10 protein-coding genes are annotated in these 15994 nt (G+C 67.4%); 6 read left to right on the top strand and 4 right to left on the bottom strand.

Annotated elements, in window-relative coordinates:
- Positions 1-388 precede the first annotated feature (388 nt).
- Together KIH73_RS04900 and KIH73_RS04895 are read left to right on the top strand one after the other, a co-directional pair.
- The gene (locus KIH73_RS04900; protein WP_219081149.1) at positions 389-991 is read left to right on the top strand and encodes a DUF4839 domain-containing protein; all 603 of its coding nucleotides are present in this window, start codon (positions 389-391) and stop codon (positions 989-991) included.
- A gap of 61 nt (positions 992-1052) precedes the next feature.
- Positions 1053-1865 carry a hypothetical protein gene (locus tag KIH73_RS04895; RefSeq protein ID WP_219081147.1) on the top strand — a complete coding sequence of 271 codons (813 nt, stop codon included), beginning with the start codon at positions 1053-1055 and terminating at the stop codon, positions 1863-1865.
- A gap of 36 nt (positions 1866-1901) precedes the next feature.
- Here KIH73_RS04895 and KIH73_RS04890 read toward each other — a convergent pair whose 3' ends face one another.
- Positions 1902-2432 carry a helix-turn-helix transcriptional regulator gene (locus KIH73_RS04890; RefSeq protein ID WP_219081145.1) on the bottom strand — a complete coding sequence of 177 codons (531 nt, stop codon included), beginning with the start codon at positions 2430-2432 and terminating at the stop codon, positions 1902-1904.
- A gap of 106 nt (positions 2433-2538) precedes the next feature.
- On the opposite strand from KIH73_RS04890, the gene KIH73_RS04885 reads away from it, so the two are divergent.
- Both KIH73_RS04885 and KIH73_RS04880 read left to right on the top strand, forming a co-directional pair.
- Positions 2539-3135, top strand: coding sequence for a DUF4230 domain-containing protein (locus tag KIH73_RS04885; RefSeq protein ID WP_219081143.1), 597 nt, complete (start codon positions 2539-2541; stop codon positions 3133-3135).
- Between the two features lie 72 nt (positions 3136-3207).
- A complete protein-coding gene (locus tag KIH73_RS04880) occupies positions 3208-4014 on the top strand; it encodes an FxLYD domain-containing protein (protein WP_219081141.1) in 807 nt (268 codons plus the stop codon).
- Between the two features lie 69 nt (positions 4015-4083).
- Here the strand turns inward: KIH73_RS04880 and KIH73_RS04875 are convergent, their stop codons facing one another.
- The 3 genes from KIH73_RS04875 to KIH73_RS04865 form a co-directional block, all read right to left on the bottom strand.
- Entirely contained in the window at positions 4084-5931 is a 1848-nt protein-coding gene (locus KIH73_RS04875; protein ID WP_219081139.1) for a glycerophosphodiester phosphodiesterase family protein, read from the bottom strand.
- A gap of 628 nt (positions 5932-6559) precedes the next feature.
- Positions 6560-8161, bottom strand: coding sequence for an ABC-F family ATP-binding cassette domain-containing protein (locus KIH73_RS04870; RefSeq protein ID WP_219081137.1), 1602 nt, complete (start codon positions 8159-8161; stop codon positions 6560-6562).
- 206 nt (positions 8162-8367) lie between these two features.
- On the bottom strand, positions 8368-9735 hold the full coding sequence (locus KIH73_RS04865; RefSeq protein WP_219081136.1) for an MATE family efflux transporter: 1368 nt from the start codon (positions 9733-9735) through the stop codon (positions 8368-8370).
- 233 nt (positions 9736-9968) lie between these two features.
- On the opposite strand from KIH73_RS04865, the gene uvrA reads away from it, so the two are divergent.
- Complete coding sequence (gene uvrA, locus KIH73_RS04860) at positions 9969-12968, top strand: excinuclease ABC subunit UvrA (RefSeq protein WP_338023958.1); 3000 nt, start codon at positions 9969-9971, stop codon at positions 12966-12968.
- A gap of 592 nt (positions 12969-13560) precedes the next feature.
- On the top strand, positions 13561-15816 hold the full coding sequence (gene uvrC, locus KIH73_RS04855; RefSeq protein WP_420830218.1) for an excinuclease ABC subunit UvrC: 2256 nt from the start codon (positions 13561-13563) through the stop codon (positions 15814-15816).
- Positions 15817-15994 lie beyond the last annotated feature (178 nt).

Below are 15994 nucleotides of genomic sequence, written 5' to 3'. Positions count from 1 at the left end.
TCTTCCCTCACCCTCCTGATGCGGCGGCAGGCAGACGCCGCCAAAGCCTCCATCCTAGCGGACGCCCGATCGGCGACATTCAGTTGGCGACTGATGCGGGGCGTGTCGCACGTTGCGACAATGAGCGGCGAGTTCGTGTCGCCGCGACACACGGAAAGGAGCCGTACACCCCATCAGACAACCAAATTACTTAACGGAATGCTAATTTGCTTACATATTCACAAATACTTACACTACATTGGTGTAGTACAGCACAGGGCGCCACAAGGGAAGGGTCGAACATGAGTGAACGCTGTCAGCTAGCCGTGATGGTCGGACTGGCCGTGACGGCCGCCGGACTCGTCGCCGCCGGACTGACCCTGATGCTGCTTGAGAGAAAAGGACAGTGATGACCACGAAACATCATTTCGACCGCGGAACGATACCGGCCGCATTGCTGACGGCAGCGCTGCTTGTCTGCCCGGCCGCATGCAGCGGGGAAACATCCCAGACCGGAGGACCGACCGCCACGCCGGTCCCGGAGCTATCCGACGCCACGGACAACGCTCCGGCCGAGAACGCGCAACCCGAAGGCGATGACGCCACGACCGGGGACGAGCAGCCGCAGACCGACGACGCCACCATCACGGCGACGAACAACGCCGATTTCGCTGCCCTGCTGGGCGGCAGCGACTCCGACGCGGCCATTGAGGCCTTCGCGACCCAATACCAGGGACGCACTGTCGAGTTCGACGGGTACACGGCCGCAGTGCAGCCGCATGACGGATACAGCACCCGTTTCGACTACCTCATCCTCGCCGGCGACAACGGTTCTGCAAGCGGACCCAACTTCAGGTTCACCGACGTCAACTACTACGACCTGCATCTCAGCGATGACGCACCCGATACATTCGGTACCGGGCTCAACATCCATGTGGTCGCCAAGGTGAAAGGATACGACCCCGCGACCACGTTCTTCGAACTCGAACCCATGTCGGTTTCGATGAGGTAGCCACGCCCCCCTCATGACGGGGAACCGTAGTCCATTCCACACCCATCAACAAGGAACAGCAATGAAAAAGAATCTTCTGACCGGTTTTCTCGCCGTGATCGTCGCGGCATCCCTCGCCGGCTGCGGCGGCAGCCCCGCCTCGACGACAAACACCGGCGGCAACGATGCCGCGGCAAATTCCGACACTCCGCAGACGGTACCGCAGGACCAGTCCACTGACGACGAGGATGACATCGCGGACGGCCAATCGACCGTGCATTCTTCGGTGGACAGCCTCGACGAACTTAAGGCCGAGGTCGAAGGATATGTGGAAAGCCAACTGACGGATATCAGATCAACCTACGACACCCTTGTCGCCTCCATCGGCAGCTACGACGCTTACGTGCAGAACATCGACAGCGTCGAGGCGTTCTACGATGGCGTCATTACCAACACCTCTTCGATCTGCGTCCAGCTGCGGCAGTACAGCATCGACTATGCAAATCTGATCGTGTCGACCGACGAGAAGTACTCCGACCAGTACGACGACCTCGAAGAGATCTACGACGTGGTGTACGACGATGCGGGCGAACAGATCTATGACGAAATCTATGACGGCGTACTGTCGGATGCGTACGACGATTTCTACGACGGTGTCGTCGCGGACGGGTACGACACCGTTCCCTACGACGATTGGTCGGACGTCCACTCGCAGGAATACGACCTGTGGTCCGACACCCGCTCCGATGTCTATGACCTCTGGTCCGACTGCCGGTCCGATATCTACGATTTCTGGTCGGACGTCAGAAGCGACGTCTACTCAGAGGACGACGAGGACACGCAGAACGACATCGCCGACTTCCAGGAGGACGTCAACGACCTTATGACCGAATGACCCATGCACGTCGCCGCCTGCGGAGCGAACGGCCCGCTACCGTTTTTCGCCGGGGAACATCAGATATGTGATGAGTCCGGCCGCGGTGCCGCTGGCGAGCGCACCCGTGATGACGGCAAGCATTTGCATCGTCATGCTCAGCGAGCGCTTCGACCGGGGTTTGCGCCCGGCCTGCGAAACAAGGCCGGGCGCCTTCGCCGCATCGTCGGAACCGCTTGCGGTCGCCCGGCCCACAGCAGCTTCGTCACCGTTGCCTTTCGTCGAGGGAATCGTCCGTTCAGAGTCATCGATCATCTGTTCGATCGGGTCGTCGACCAGCGTCTTGATGACCTTCGCCAGATCCCGGTTCTCCCGGCTGGCGATCTCGGTGTTGAACACGGTGCGCAGCGCGAGGTACTGCATCTTGGTCATCGGGCTTTTGCCGGTCTCCAGGTTCGACACCGTCTGCCGGGCGACGCCGAGCTCGTCGGCGAGTTCCTGCGTGGTCCAGCCCGCGACCTTACGGATGATGCCCAGGTTCTCCTGGAATTTGTCGATCCACCGTTGTTCCAGCTCGGCAGTCGCCATGTCGCACCTCCGTTCCATCCGTCACCATAGTACGCAATCCACCAAGCAAACGACAAAGCGCGCGCGAATCAGCCGCGGCGCGCGATCATCATGCAGGAGCCACCTTATGAAACTGTTAAAGAAACACGCCATGCTGCGTCACGCCCTGTTCACCATTATCCTTCTGGCCACAGTGGCGGGCGCCTTCTGGCTCGGTTCGTTCACGCAACGCATCGGGCAGGCCTCGGTCGACACCGACTACGTCAAGACGCTGATCACCAAGTCCAGCGAACTGACCGCGGCGAAGTACACGTTCACCGGCATCACCAAGTATCAGGACGAAGGCGTGCCGGTGCTGAACCAGTCCAATTTCGTCATGGTGTACGAGGCCACGGCGCGCGCCGGCATCGACGTCGAACAGGTCGAGGTCAGGGTGGACGACGACAGCAAAACCGTGTTCCTGACCATTCCGAAGGCGACGGTCCAGGACGTCAACGTCGACACGTCGTCGATCTCCTATTTCGACGAGGGCTTCGCCATCGCGAACCTCGACCAGAAGCAGGACAGCAACAAGGCGATCGACATGGCCAAGGAGGATGCGCTGGAGGAGGTCTCGACCTCGGGCGTGCTCGAGATGGCCGACACCCAGTCCGAAGCGCTGATCAAGGGCATCCTCCAGCCGGCGATCCCAAGCGACTACACATTCAAGGTCACGAAGAAGTAGGGGCGTCGCCGACGGAGCATTCGTCCTCGTCGAGGCATACCCGCGCCCTAACGATCAGAAGGAGAACAACCGATGACGGAAAAAGCTGCGCGCACGATCACGGCGGCGGCCCTGTGCCTATCGCTCGCATGGTCGCTGTCCTCATGCTCCCGACCCAGTCAGGACGAGGGTCCCGACTATGCGGACGACGAGGCGATGGCCATCATCGCCGACGGCTTCGAACGCCGCGCCGACACCATCGACGCGATGGAGCGGTCCGGGGAGGACACGCAGTCCAACGCGAACCTCAAGGCCATCGTGCAAAGCGAATTGGACGTCATCGAGGGGCTGGCGTCGCGGCGGTTCGAGGACACCACGCTGCAGGAGCACGTCATCGCCTATATCAATACGCTCAACGAATCCATCGACCTGCTCGACACGGCGTCGACCGGCGGCACGACGTTCATCGAGCAGTGGAACGGCATCCGGGACGAGCGTTCGACGCTGCTCGACACCTTCGTCGACGACTACGGGCTGGCGGTCGAGGACCGCTATCAGGCCGACCTTGACGAGCTGACCGCGAACGGCGCCGAAGTCGCCGAGCAGAACAGGGTGGAGGAGACGATCAACCAGCTGGTATCCGACGCCACGTTCGAAAAACACGACGAGGGCTATGGCGGATTCACCTACACCGCCACGATCCAGAACGGCTCGGACATCGACTTCGGAAACGTCGGCATCGTGCTCGCGCTGTATGACGAGCAGAACATCAAGGTGTCGGAGGCATACGCCAGCACCAGCAGCTGGCCGGCCGGCGAGACGATCAGGTTCGAGGCGTTCGACACGGTCGATGCGGCCTCGATCAAGGCCGGCGTCAGTTATTACGACGTTCAGGACTAGCGGGCGAGGCACGCGGGCGGCACGTCCGCCGTCCTGCCGCCGTCTTCCGACCGCAGGTCGGATGTCCGCTCACCGCCCGGCCTGCGACACCGCCGCGTGCGTGCCGGCCACGTCGTCGCTGATGATCCCGGAGACGCCGAGGCCCACGTACTGCGCGGCGCGGGCCGGGCTGTTCACCGTCCATACGTAGACCGGCACGCCCATCTCGCGCGCCTGCTCGACGAAGAGCGTGTTGCACTGGCTCTCCTCGATCGCCACGAAGTCCACGCCGATCGGCCAGTTGAGGTTGCCCAGCGCCCAGAACACGCAGTAGCCGACGCGCCATTGCGGACCGGTGCGCAGCTCGCGGATCCGGCCGAGGGCCCGAGCGTCCATCGACATCAGCAGCGAACGCTCGACGAATCCCAGGTCCTCGACGATGCCGACCACCCGTTCGGCCAGCCGGTCCGCGTTGCCGCCGACCGGTTTGAGCTCGATGAGCAGCTCCAGATCGTCGCAGACGCGCTGCGCGGCGTCGATCGCCTGGCGCAGGGTCGGCATGGTGTACGGCACGCCGTGCGACTCGAGCCGCACCGATTGCAGCCGCCGCAGCGACGTGCCGGCGATCGGCAGGGACCGGCTGTCGGCAGCGAGCCGGGAGGTGGTCTCGTCGTGGAAGACGACGACCTCGTCGTCGCCGGTCAGCTGCACGTCGATCTCGACGACGTCGGCGCCTTCGATGGCGGCGTCGGCGATCGCCCGCAGCGAGTTCTCGGGCGCCGTGCCGGTGCCGCGGTGCCCGATGGTCACGGGGGAGTGCGGCACCGGCCGCTGCTGCACGTACTGGATCATGCACCATCCCATCGCCGCGACGAGCACGGCGGCGAGGACGCGCTTGTGCCGCAGCCTCGCCACGGCCATGGCCAGCGTCCGGGTCGCCCTGGCCCCGCGCGCCCGGGCGACGCCGTTGAGCGAGTCGAACAGCCGGGCGGCGGTGTCGTCCTGCCAGCCCTGCGTGCAGGCCAGCGGCAGCGAACGGAACACGACGGTCGAGAACGCCACGACGGCGACGGCGAGCAGCACCCACTCCAGCACGCTCAGGCCGAGGCGGAGCCGGAACAGCGGCGCATGGATCACATAGCGCAGCAGGTAGACGTTGTAGTCCTGGACGTGCAACACGTCCACGGGCAGCGCGTCCCAGACGGCCCCGACGATCGCGAGTGCCCCGTAGGCGCCGACCAGCCGCGCCTTGACGCGGGCCGGGGCGCGCAGCAGCGTCGTGACGCCCAAATGCACCGCGGCGGCGAACGAGGTGCGCCGGGTCGCCATCGCGGCCGGCACCAGCATGAGCAGCGCGCCGGCGAGCAACAGCGTCAGGTGCAGCGCCGCGAGGATGGCGTCGCCGCCGGGCATCGCCCGCAGCACATCGACGGCGTACCGGGGCGGTTCGAGCGCGGGCACCGGCGTCGCGGTCGTGCCGACGTGCAGCAGCGGGACGACCAGCGCGAACCACGGGATGGCCGCCAGCGTCGAAGGGTGCAGCAGGTTGGACAGCCGGCAGAACGCCTCCCGGCACAATGTGCGCGACCGGCCCGGCACGGCGCCGCGCGCGATGCGCTCCGCGACGAGCACCAGCACATTGAGCTCGAACACCGTGCCCGCCGTCGCCACGACGGCCAGCAGCGCCAGCGTCAGGACGCCGGGCACGGTGAGGAAATCTATGAGGATGCCGACGTTGGTCATCTCCGGCGAGATCAGGTTCGCGTCGACGTACCAGTTGACGGCCATGTTGCCCGCGGGGATGAGCAGCAGCGACCACACGGCCCGCCATGCCAGCTCGAAGGCGAGCGCGCGGGCGAGCCACGGACCGGCGTGATGGGTGCGCGCCCACCAGATCAGACGCGCCGGACGCCCGCCTTTCGTCCTCGTCGCCCTCATCGCGCACCCCTCCCATCGCCGTCGCCGGTCGCCATGATTCCAGCATGGCACCCGCGCCGGCATTGAATGGGATTGCGTACCGAGTTCAGGGTATTTTCAGGGTCATTCGGGGGAAGGGAGGGAGGGGCAGCAAGGCAAGGCCGCTTCGCTCCGCGCCCATCGCGCCCATTCCGCATTATGCCAATGCCCGCCGGCCAATCGCCCATCATCCCCAACGCACAATGTGCAATTGTTCACGCTGAGAGACCAATTCGGCCGTCTCAGCGTGAACAATTGCACATTGTGCGCGCAGTGGAAGAGGGGATGGGCTGCGCGGGCCGCATGGGGATGATCGAGCCCCGCGCGGGACCGCCGCATGAGATGATCGGGGCCCGCATGGATCTGCGCGAGACGCCGCATGGGATAATCAGGCCCGCGCGAGCCGATGCATGGGGATGAGCGGGCCTTGGCATCGGCCCGATTATGGATCTCATCACGCGAGACGGGATTCGCACCGGTCCGCCGCATGAATCTCATCGCGCGAGGCGGGGAGAAGGATTCGCCGGAGCCGGGGCCGGGGATTCACCAGGCAGGGGATTCCGATGGATCCGGCCGCGGAGGATGCCGCGACCGGATCCACGGCCGACGGCTATTCCTCGGCCACCAGCTCGAGGTATTCGTCGTTCCACAGGTCCTCGTCGCCGTCGGGCATCAGCAGCACGCGCTCGGGGTTGAGCGCCTGCACGGCGCCCTCGTCGTGGGTCACGAGCACGATCGCGCCCTCGAACTTGGCGATGGCCTTGAGGATCTCCTCGCGCGAGGCGGGGTCGAGGTTGTTCGTCGGCTCGTCGAGCAGCAGCACGTTCGCGCGGCTGGTGACCAGCGTGGCCAGCGCGAGGCGGGTCTTCTCGCCGCCGGAAAGCACGCTGGCTGGCTTGAACGCGTCGTCGCCCGAGAACAGGAACGAACCGAGGATCGAGCGCGCCTGCGTGTTGTCGAGCTCGGGGGCGACGTGCTGCAGGTTCTCCAGCACCGTCGCGTTCAGGTCGAGCGTGTCGTGCTCCTGCGCGAAGTAGCCGATCTTGCAGCCGTGGCCGTATTCGACCACGCCGGTGTCCGGCTCCTCGATGTGCGCGAGCAGACGCAGCGTCGTGGTCTTGCCGGCGCCGTTGTAGCCGAGGATGACCACGCGCGAGCCCTTGTCTATGGCCAGGTTGATGCCCGCGAACACGATGTTCGATCCGTACGCCTTCGAGATGTCCTTGGCCATGATCGGCGTGCGGCCGCAGGGCGCGGGCTCCGGGAAGCGGATGTCGGCGACCTTCTCCTTCTTCTGCGCCGCCTGCGTCTCCTCGAGCAGACGTTCGGCGCGACGCATCATGTTCTGTGCGGCGACGGCCTTGGTGGCCTTGGCGTGCAGGCGGATGCCCTGCCTCATCAGGCGCTCGGCCTTCTTCTCGGCGACCTCGCGCTCGCGGCGGCGGCGCTCCTCGTCCACGGCCCGCTGGTGCAGGTACGCCTTCCAGCCGAGCGAGTACATGTCGATCATGCCGCGCTGCGCGTCGAGGTGCCAAACCTTGTTGACCACCTCGTCGAGCAGCTCGGTGGAGTGCGAGATCACCAGGAACCCGCCCTCGTAGCGCTTCAGGTAGTCGCGCAGCCACTCGATGGAGTCGGCGTCCAGATGGTTGGTCGGCTCGTCGAGGATGAGGGTGTCGGCGTCGGAGAACAGGATGCGCGCCAGCTCGATGCGGCGGCGCTGGCCGCCGGACAGCGTGCCGAGCGGCCGGTCCATCACGTCCTGCGGCAGGCCGAGCGACTCGGCCATCGCGTACGCCTCCGACTGCGCCGCGTAGCCACCGGCCTTGTCGAAGTCCTGCATCGCCTTGTCGTAGCGGTTCATCGCGCGCGTCATCACATCCGGGTCCGGATCGGTCATCTCGTGCTCCGCCTTGCGGATGCGGCCGATGATCCGCGCGATGTCGCGGGCGCTCATCATGCGGTCGAGCGCGGTCTGCTCCGGGTCGCTGGCATGGGTGTCCTGCGGCAGATAGCCCAGCTTGCCCGAGACGCGCACCTTGCCCGCGCTGGGCAGCATGTCCCCGGTAATCACGCGCGTCAGCGTGGTCTTGCCGGCGCCGTTGCGGCCCACCAGGCCGATCTTGTCCCCCTTGGTCACGTGGAAGTCGGTCGGGTGCAGCAGCGTGCGCGCGCCGATCTGAATCTCCAGTCCCTGTGCCTCGATGGCCATATCTCTACCTATCCAGTCGTCGTTCGCCGCGCGCCGGCACGGTCCGGTTCCGTTCCTCAATCCGGTTCCCGTGGCGCGGTGCCGCGCGGCTCGGTTCCACTTTGTATTCCTTGTTGCAACGCCAAGCGTCCATCATACCCAATGCCGGACCCTCGCCCGGCGGCCGCGTCATTCCGGATCCGCCGGACGCGCCGCCCCGCGGCACGTCACTCCGACAGCAGCGCCGGGATCAGCCCGCGGAACAGCAGACCGGCCACGATCGCGGAGGTGATGTCGGAGATCGGCTCGGCGACGAACACGCCGAGCACGCCGAGTCCGGCGACGTGGGGGAGGATCAGCGCCAGCGGCACCAGCAGGATGATCTTGCGGAAGACGGCGAGGAACAGCGACGGCTTGGCCTGGCCCATGCCCACGAACGAGCACTGCACGACGTTCTGGATGCCGAAGACGCCCATGCCGCAGCAGAAGACCGGCAGCATCCGCACCACGATGCCGGTGATCGTGGGGTCCGAGGTGAACATGCCGGCGAACAGGCCCGGGGCGAGCATGAACGCGGCCACCATCGCCGAGTTCAACGCGATCTGCACCACGAACATGCCGCGATACGCCCGCCGCACCCGATCGAACCGACGGGCGCCGAAGTTGTACCCGACGATCGGCTGCACGCCCTGCGTCATGCCGTTGGAGAACACGGTGATCAGCTGCATCAGGCTGGTGATGATCGTCATCGCGCCCACGTACTCGTCGCCGCCGAAGCGCTGCAGGCTCGCATTGAACACGACCTGGATGACGCATTCGGTGAACTGCATGATGAACGGCGATACGCCGAGCATGACCACCGACTTGAGCACCGGATCGGGGCGGATGTCCCGCAGACGCAGACGGATGACGCTGCGCCGCGACGAGAGGAACCCGATCACCCACGCCGCCGACAGCGCCTGCGCGACCACGTTGGCCAGCGCGGCGCCGTACACGCCCATGTCGAGCGCGAAGATGAACAGCGGGTCCAGCGCCACCGAGCTCAACGCGCCGATCAGCGTGGAGGTCATCGCCACGCGGGCCCTGCCCTGCGCGGTGATGAACGTGTTCAGGCCCAGGGCGAACTGCACGAACACCGTGCCCGACAGATAGACGGTCAGGAACTCCATCGCGTACGGGATCGTGGCCTCGCTGGCGCCGAACGCCAGCAGGATCGGCTCCTTGAATATCTGCAGCAGCGTCGGCAGCACGACGGCGATCGCGATCAGCGCGGCGACGCTGGAGCCGAGGATGCGCTCGGCCTTGCGCACGTTGCCGCGCCCCAGCTCGATCGACGCCAGAGGCGCGCCGCCGGAGCCTACCAGCGAGGCGAACGACGAGACGGCCAGCAGGATCGGGAAGCACACGCCGACGCCGGTCATGGCCAGGTCGCCGACCTCGGGGATGTGCGCCAGGAACAGGCGGTCGACGATGGTGTACAGGGCGTTGCACGCCTGGGCGATGACCGCGGGGACGGCCAGGGACACGGCCAGCCGCCCCACCGGCCTCGTGGCCAGCGGATTGCCGGATCCGCCCGGAACGCCGTCTTCGCTCATGCCGCACCGCCTTTCTCCGCCACGCCCCGCCCGCCGCACGGCCACGACGCCGTGAGCGAAACACGGGCCGGGACTCGGATATCCTATACCGAAGCATGCGCCCGCACAACGCGGCTTATCTGAGGTGTGGCGGGCCACGCCGTCGCGACACGCTCGAACAACTGTTCGAATCCTCGTCGCAAATGCGGTATCCTTGGCATGGCACCGGTCATGCGATCATGATGGAGGAAGCAGTGGCTGCGAAACGAACGACGGCAAAGAACGGCTCGGTAACCGTGGAGCGCGTGCTCACCAGCGACGCGTTCCTCTCCAGGGCGCTCGCCAAGGCCCCGATGCGGCTGAGCGACCGGTCGCTGATCGCCGACATCGGCCACCTGCCCAACGACCTGAAGATCGTCATCCAGGGCGCGAGGGAGCACAACCTGAAGAACGTCGACCTCGAGGTGCCGCGCAACCGCATGGTGGTGTTCACCGGACTGTCCGGCTCCGGCAAGTCCTCGCTCGCGTTCGACACCCTGTTCGCCGAGGGCCAGCGCCGGTACGTCGAGTCGCTGTCCGCCTACGCCCGGCAGTTCCTCGGGCAGATGGACAAGCCGGACGTCGACTTCATCGAGGGCCTGAGCCCGGCGGTCTCGATCGACCAGAAGACCACCAACCGCAACCCGCGTTCGACGGTCGGCACGATCACCGAGATCTACGACTACCTGCGCCTGCTGTTCGCGCGCACCGGCGAGCCGCACTGCCCCGAGTGCGGGGCCCCGGTCAGCGCGCAGACGCCGCAGCAGATGGTGGACGCGCTGCTGCGGTATCCGGAGCGCACCAGGTTCCAGATCCTGGCCCCGGTGGTCCGCGGGCGCAAGGGCGAGTTCGAGGACCTGCTGGACATGCTGCGCGGCGACGGCTACGCCCGCGCGCTCATCGACGGCGAGATGCACCAGCTGTCCGACGAGATCAAGCTGGCCAAGCAGAAGAAGCACACCATCGAGGTGGTCATCGACCGTCTGGTGGTGCGCGACGGCATCCGCCAGCGCCTGACCGACTCCGTCGAGACGGCGCTGCGGCTCGCCAAGGGCATCATGGTCGCCGACTTCGTCGACCTGGACGAGAACGACCCGGACCGCCGCAAGCCGTTCTCGGAGAAGCGCGCCTGCCCGAACGGCCATCAGCTGGAGCTCGACGAGATCGAGCCGCGCACGTTCTCGTTCAACGCGCCGTACGGCGCCTGCCCGGCGTGCACCGGCATCGGCTACAGCCTGGAGATCGACCCCGAGCTGGTCATCCCCGATCCGGGCAAGACGCTGAACGAGGGCGCCATCGAGCCCTGGGGGCTGACCAAGGGCACCGGCGAATACTACCGCCACGTCCTGGAGGGGCTCGGCGACGAGATGGGCTTCGATCTGGACACCCCGTGGAGGGATCTTCCCGAAGACGTGCGCCATGCGATCATGTACGGCCACAACTTCGAGGTCAAGGTCTCGTACCGGAACCGGTGGGGGCGCATGCGCGAGTACACGACCGGATTCGAGGGCGTAGTGCGCACGCTGATGCGCCGCCACGACGAGACCGACTCCGACCAGATGAAGCAGTACTACGAGTCGTACATGCGCGAGATCCCGTGCAAGGCGTGCCAGGGCCGCCGCCTTCGCCCGGAGGTGCTGGCGGTCACCGTCGACGGCAAGTCCATCGCCGACGTGTGCGACATGGCCGCGGAGAAGAGCCTCACCTGGGTGAACGGGCTCAGGCTCGAGGGCGCCGCCGCGCAGATCGCCGGCGAGGTGCTCAAGGAGATCCGCGCCAGGCTCGGCTTCCTCAACGACGTCGGCCTGAACTACCTGACGCTGTCGCGCGCCGCGAAGACGCTGTCGGGCGGCGAGGCGCAGCGCATCCGCCTGGCCACGCAGATCGGCTCCGGCCTGGTCGGGGTCATGTACGTGCTCGACGAGCCGTCGATCGGCCTGCACCAGCGCGACAACGAACGGCTCATCGCCACGCTGCACCACCTGCGCGACCTGGGCAACACGCTGATCGTCGTCGAACACGACCAGGAGACCATCGAGAAGGCCGACTGGGTGGTCGACATCGGCCCGGGCGCCGGCGAGCACGGCGGCGACGTCGTCTACTCCGGCCCCGCGGCCAAGCTGGTCGAGGCCCCGCGCTCGATCACCGGCGACTACATCGCCGGCCGCCGCGCCATCGCGGTCCCGCAGACCCGCCGCAAGACCGACCGGACCAGGCAGCTCAAGGTGGTCGGCGCCAGGGAGAACAACCTGAAGAACCTGACGGTGTCGTTCCCGCTCGGCGTGATGACCTGCGTCACCGGGGTCTCCGGTTCGGGCAAGTCCACGCTGGTGAACTCCATCCTGTACCCGGTGCTGGCGGACAAGCTCAACGGCGCACGCATCGTGCCGGGCAAGCACACCCGCGTCGAGGGCGTCGACCAGTGCGACAAGGTCATCCACGTGGACCAGAACCCCATCGGGCGCACGCCGCGGTCCAACCCCGCGACGTACACCGGCGTGTGGGACAAGATCCGCACCCTGTTCGCCAAGACCCCCGAGGCGCAGGTGCGCGGCTACGGCCCGGGCCGGTTCTCGTTCAACGTCAAGGGCGGCCGCTGCGAGGCCTGCCACGGAGACGGCACGCTGAAGATCGAGATGAACTTCCTGCCGGACGTGTACGTGGAGTGCGAGGAGTGCCACGGCAAGCGCTACAACCGCGAGACGCTGGAGGTCAAGTACAACGGCAAGTCCGTGGCCGACGTGCTGGACATGCCGATCGAGGAGGCCGCGCGCTTCTTCAAGGCCTATCCGTCGATCTCCCGGTACCTGGACACGCTCGTCCAGGTCGGCCTGGGCTACATCCGTCTGGGCCAGCCGGCGCCGACGCTGTCGGGCGGCGAGTCCCAGCGCGTCAAGCTGGCCACCGAGCTGCAGCGGCGGTCCACCGGCAAGACCGTCTACATCCTCGACGAGCCGACCACCGGCCTGCACTTCGAGGATGTGCGCAAGCTGCTGCTGGTGCTGCAGGGGCTGGTCGACAAGGGCAACACCGTCATCGTCATCGAGCACAACCTCGACGTGGTCAAGTCGGCGGACTGGATCATCGACCTCGGCCCCGAGGGCGGCGACGGCGGCGGCACCATCGTCGCCGAAGGCACGCCGGAGCGGGTGGCGGAGAACCCGGACTCGTGGACCGGCCGCTTCCTCAAGCCGATGCTCGCGCCGAGGGCCTGAACGTCGCGGCCGGCAACGGAGACGAAAGGACCCCATGGCATCGGGAATGGTTGAAAGACACAGTCCGGACGAGTGGCGCAGAACCGCCCGGTCGCTGATGGACGCCGAACGCACCGCGGGCCTGATGGGTGGCGGGTTCGGCGCATCCGGCACGACCGGCTCCGCCGACGCCCGCCATGCGCCCGACGCGATCGACGCACCCGCCCGGATCGGCACCGCAGGCGCGCACCATGCGCCCGACGCGCCCGGCATCGCCGATCCGGCCGGTTTCGCCGGCCTTGCCGACACGTCCGCCCCGGCCGCCCCCGTCCGGGCGGCGACCGCCGCCGACGCGATCGGCGGCGCGTCCGACGCATCCGCCGACACCGCCGGTGCACCGCCGGCCTCCGACGGCGGCGGACCGACCGATCCCGCGGGCACCGTCGGCGCATCCGCCGACATCGGACCGTCCTCCGTCGATGCACTCGGCGGCACGACCTCCGCGTCCGTCGGCACCGGCCCGTCCGTCGCCGATGCGCTTGACGGCACGTCCAACGCATCCGGAGACGTCGACACGAGCGCCCCCGCATCGGGCGATGCCGCCAAGGCGCCGGTGAACGCCAACGGCGCGCCGCTGCTGGGCGACAGCCGCGACCTGTTCCGCCCGAAGACCGGGGACATCCCCGCCAAGCCGGGCGTGTACAAATGGCGCGACGGCGAGGGCCGGGTCATCTACGTCGGCAAGGCGAAGAACCTGCGCAACCGGCTGTCCAACTACTTCCAGCCGCTGTACCAGCTGCATCCGCGGACGCAGACGATGGTGCTGACCGCCCGCAGCCTGGAATGGACGGTCGTCGGCACCGAGCTCGAGGCCCTGACGCTGGAGTACACCTGGATCAAGGAGTTCGAGCCGCGGTTCAACATCAAGCTGCGCGACGACAAGACCTACCCGTATCTGGCCGTATCCGTCGGCGAACGGATCCCGCGCATCTGGGTGACGCGCAGCCGCAAGCGCCGCGACACCCGGTACTTCGGCCCCTACGCCAAGGTCTGGGACATGCGCAAAAGCCTGGACCGGCTGCTCAAGACGTTCCCGGTGCGCACCTGCTCCGACTCGGTGTTCCACAAGGCCCAGCTGACCAATCGTCCGTGCCTGCTGGCCTCGATCGGCAAGTGCTCGGCCCCGTGCGTGGGGCGGATCAGCACCAAGGAGCACCGGCGGATGTGCGAGCGGCTCGCCGGCGTCATGACCGGGCGCCTGGGACGTTCGTACATCGCGCGGCTGACGCGCGAGATGAAGCAGGCCAGCGCCGACCTCGAGTTCGAGAAGGCGGCGCGGCTGCGCGACGAGATCCAGATGCTCGCCTCCGTGGTGGAGCAGAACGCGGTGGCGTTCGACCAGGACGTCGACGCCGACTTCTTCGGCTTCGCCTCCGACGAGCTGGAGGCGTCGGTGCACGCGTTCTTCGTGCGGTCCGGCTCCATCCGCGGCGAACGCAACTGGAGCGTCGAGCGCGTCGAGGACATCGCCGACGCCGACCTGATGGCGGAGCTGCTCACCCAGGTGTACTCCGACCTCGTCCAGGAGGCCGACGCCGAGGCCGGCCGCCACATCGTCGTCGAGTCCCGGCGCGACGCCGTCGGTTCGACGCAGACCGTCACCGCCACCGACGCGCAGGCCCGCGCGCAGGCCACGCGGCAGCGCAACCAGCGCCAGGAGCAGACCGGCCGCGCCGACCTGCTCGCCCCGATCGCGCCCGTGCCCCGCGAGGTCATCGTGCCCATCGAGCCGTCGCGGCGCGAGGAGCTGGAACGCTGGCTGACCGGGCTGCGCGGGGGAGCGGTGTCGATCCGCGTGGCGAGCCGCGGCGAGAAGCGCGCCCTGCTGGACCGAGCCAACGACAACGCGTCGCAGGCGCTGCAGCGCAGCAAGATGAGCCGCATCAGCGACATGGCCACGCGCAGCCGCGCGATGAACGACGTCGCCGACGCGCTGGGGCTCGACCAGGCCCCGCTGCGCATCGAATGCTACGACATATCCAACACCGTCGGCGGCGCCTACCAGGTCGCCTCGATGGTCGTGTTCGAGGACGCGATCGCCAAGAAGTCCGAATACCGCCGCTTCGCCATCCGCGGCGCGGACGGCAGCGGCGCGCTCGACGACCTCAGCGCGCTCTACGAGACCCTGACCCGCCGCTTCCGGCACGGCAACATCGCCGGGGACTCCGGCGAGAGCCTCGACAACGAGCGACGCATCGCCCATGCCGGGGCCGCACGCGGCGGAGCCGACCAGGGCGTGGTCGCGCACGGCGGCGACGCGGACGGACACGCGGCCGACGGACGATCCGGGAGCACCGCGGAGGGCGAGGCCATCGTCCAGCAGAACACCGACCGGCGCCGGTTCGCCTACAAGCCGAACCTCGTCGTCGTCGACGGCGGCAAGCCGCAGGTCATGGCCGCCGCCAAGGCCCTGGAGGACTGCGGCGTCGACGACGTGGCCGTGTGCGGGCTGGCCAAGCGGCTCGAGGAGGTCTGGGTGCCGGACGACGACTACCCGATCATCATGAGCCGGCAGTCCGAGGGCATGTACCTGCTGCAGCGCGTGCGCGACGAGTCCCACCGGTTCGCGATCACCTACCACCGCCAGGCCCGCCGCAAGGGGGCGCTGCGTTCGGCGCTGGACGACATCCCCGGCATCGGGCCGGCTTACCAGAAACGCCTGCTCAACCACTTCGGCTCGGTGCGCGCGATGCGCGAGGCCAGTGTCGAACAGCTCGAGCAGGTCAAGGGCATCGGCCGCGCCAAGGCCGAGGCGATCCACGCCGCGCTGCACCAGGAGCAGCCCGCACGGCCCGCACCTCAGTCGTAGGGCCAACCGGTTCATACCGTTATCCGTCCCGCCGCACCGATCGGCCCGAAGCCCGGAGCCCGGAGCCCGGACCGATCAGGTTCGCGGGCGCAGGTCTCGAGGACGGCGGCGCGCATGGACCTGCGCGCCGCCACAGCCATGCGTGCCTCCGCGACCGCATGCCCGCATCCCGGGCGCA

Source organism: Bifidobacterium phasiani (assembly GCF_019331775.1).
In the GTDB taxonomy this organism is placed as follows: Bacteria; Actinomycetota; Actinomycetes; order Actinomycetales; family Bifidobacteriaceae; genus Bifidobacterium; species Bifidobacterium phasiani.
This window is presented reverse-complemented; position numbering and strand designations above follow the sequence as displayed.

Bases quoted from the DNA above. Each gene is read 5' to 3' on its own strand.
- KIH73_RS04880 (WP_219081141.1), top strand. From the start codon at position 3,208: ATGACGGAAAAAGCTGCGCGCACGATCACGGCGGCGGCCCTGTGCCTA.
- KIH73_RS04885 (WP_219081143.1), top strand. From the start codon at position 2,539: ATGAAACTGTTAAAGAAACACGCCATGCTGCGTCACGCCCTGTTCACC.
- KIH73_RS04900 (WP_219081149.1), top strand. From the start codon at position 389: ATGACCACGAAACATCATTTCGACCGCGGAACGATACCGGCCGCATTG.
- KIH73_RS04865 (WP_219081136.1), bottom strand. From the start codon at position 9,735: ATGAGCGAAGACGGCGTTCCGGGCGGATCCGGCAATCCGCTGGCCACG.
- KIH73_RS04895 (WP_219081147.1), top strand. From the start codon at position 1,053: ATGAAAAAGAATCTTCTGACCGGTTTTCTCGCCGTGATCGTCGCGGCA.
- KIH73_RS04870 (WP_219081137.1), bottom strand. From the start codon at position 8,161: ATGGCCATCGAGGCACAGGGACTGGAGATTCAGATCGGCGCGCGCACG.
- KIH73_RS04875 (WP_219081139.1), bottom strand. From the start codon at position 5,931: ATGAGGGCGACGAGGACGAAAGGCGGGCGTCCGGCGCGTCTGATCTGG.
- KIH73_RS04890 (WP_219081145.1), bottom strand. From the start codon at position 2,432: ATGGCGACTGCCGAGCTGGAACAACGGTGGATCGACAAATTCCAGGAG.